Annotated in this window: 1 protein-coding gene; it reads left to right on the plus strand. The window is 64.1% G+C overall.

Annotation, left to right across the window (positions count from 1 at the left end):
- The coding region (locus AB0M52_RS33200) for an ATP-dependent Clp protease ATP-binding subunit (protein WP_363961807.1) at window positions 1-2,452 on the plus strand (2,452 nt) is incomplete at its 3' end.

Below are 2,452 nucleotides of genomic sequence, written 5' to 3' on the forward strand. Positions count from 1 at the left end.
ATGTTCGAGCGGTTCACCGACCGAGCGCGACGGGTTGTCGTCCTGGCCCAGGAAGAGGCCCGGATGCTCAACCACAACTACATCGGTACGGAGCACATCCTGTTGGGCCTGATCCATGAGGGTGAGGGTGTGGCGGCGAAGGCCCTGGAGAGCCTGGGTATCTCTCTGGAGGGTGTCCGTCAGCAGGTGGAGGAGATCATCGGTCAGGGTCAGCAGGCGCCGAGTGGGCATATTCCGTTCACGCCGCGGGCCAAGAAGGTGTTGGAGCTGTCGCTGCGTGAGGCTTTGCAGCTGGGGCACAACTACATCGGCACGGAGCACATCCTGTTGGGTTTGATCCGTGAGGGTGAGGGTGTGGCGGCGCAGGTGCTGGTGAAGCTCGGCGCCGATTTGAACCGGGTCCGTCAGCAGGTGATCCAGTTGCTGTCGGGCTATCAGGGCAAGGAGCCGGCCGCGGCGGGTACCGCGCCGGGTGAGGCCGCGCCGTCGACGAGTCTGGTGTTGGACCAGTTCGGCCGGAACCTGACGCAGGCGGCCCGGGAGGGCAAGCTGGATCCGGTGATCGGGCGGGAGAAGGAGATCGAGCGGGTGATGCAGGTGCTCTCCCGCCGGACGAAGAACAACCCGGTCCTGATCGGTGAGCCGGGTGTGGGTAAGACCGCGGTGGTGGAGGGCCTGTCCCAGAAGATCATCAAGGGTGAGGTGCCGGAGACGCTGAAGGACAAGCAGCTCTACACGCTTGACCTGGGTGCCCTGGTGGCCGGTTCGCGTTACCGGGGTGATTTCGAGGAGCGTCTGAAGAAGGTGCTCAAGGAGATCCGCACCCGCGGCGACATCATCTTGTTCATCGATGAGATCCACACTTTGGTGGGTGCGGGCGCGGCTGAGGGCGCGATCGACGCGGCGAGCATCCTTAAGCCGATGCTGGCGCGTGGTGAGTTGCAGACCATCGGCGCGACGACGCTGGATGAGTACCGTAAGCATCTGGAGAAGGACGCGGCGTTGGAGCGTCGGTTCCAGCCGATTCAGGTGGGTGAGCCGTCGCTGGCGCACACCATCGAGATTTTGAAGGGGCTGCGGGACCGGTACGAGGCGCACCACCGGGTGTCGATCACCGATGCGGCGTTGGTGGCGGCGGCGACGTTGGCCGACCGGTACATCTCGGATCGGTTCCTGCCGGACAAGGCGATCGACCTGATCGACGAGGCGGGTGCGCGGATGCGGATCCGTCGGATGACGGCGCCGCCGGACCTGCGGGACTTCGACGAGCGGATCGCTCAGGTGCGTCGGGACAAGGAGTCCGCGATCGACGCGCAGGACTTCGAGCGGGCCGCGCAGTTGCGGGACAAGGAGAAGCAGCTGCTGGGTCAGAAGGCGCAGCGGGAGAAGGAGTGGAAGGCCGGCGACCTGGATGTCGTCTCCGAGGTCGACGACGAGCAGATCGCTGAGGTGCTCGGTAACTGGACGGGTATCCCGGTCTACAAGTTGACCGAGGAGGAGACGTCGCGGCTGCTGCGCATGGAGGACGAGCTGCACAAGCGCGTCATCGGGCAGGAAGACGCGGTCAAGGCGGTGTCGAAGGCCATCCGCCGCACCCGCGCTGGTTTGAAGGACCCGAAGCGTCCGTCCGGTTCGTTCATCTTCGCCGGTCCGTCGGGTGTGGGTAAGACCGAGCTGTCGAAGGCCCTCGCGGAGTTCCTGTTCGGGTCCGAGGACGCTCTCATCCAGTTGGACATGTCGGAGTTCCACGACCGGTACACGGTGTCGCGGCTCGTCGGCGCGCCGCCCGGGTATGTGGGGTATGACGAGGGTGGGCAGCTGACGGAGAAGGTGCGGCGTCGCCCGTTCTCGGTGGTGTTGTTCGATGAGATCGAGAAGGCCCACCCGGATGTGTTCAACACGTTGCTGCAGATCCTGGAGGACGGTCGGCTCACCGACGGTCAGGGTCGGATCGTGGACTTCAAGAACACGGTCATCATCCTGACCACGAACCTGGGTACCCGGGACGTGGCGAAGGCCGTGTCGTTGGGTTTCCAGGCGTCGGATGACTCGGAGTCGAACTACGACCGGATGAAGCAGAAGGTCAACGACGAGCTGAAGCAGCATTTCCGGCCGGAGTTCCTGAACCGTATCGATGACACCATCGTGTTCCACCAGCTGCGTCAGCAGGAGATCCTGTCGATCGTCGACATCATGATCGCCCGGATCGAGACGCAGCTGCGGAACAAGGACATGGGTCTGGAACTGACCGACAACGCGAAGAAGTACCTGGCGACCAAGGGCTTCGACCCGGTGCTGGGCGCGCGGCCGCTGCGCCGCACGATCCAACGGGACATCGAGGACAACCTGTCCGAACGGATCCTGTTCAACGAACTGACCCCAGGCCAGATCGTCGTGATCGACTGCGAAGGCGACCCCAACAACATCGACAAGTCCAAGCTCGTCTTCCGCG

Origin of the sequence: Micromonospora sp. NPDC051296 (assembly GCF_040682255.1) — a bacterium.
GTDB lineage: Bacteria > Actinomycetota > Actinomycetes > Mycobacteriales > Micromonosporaceae > Micromonospora > Micromonospora craterilacus.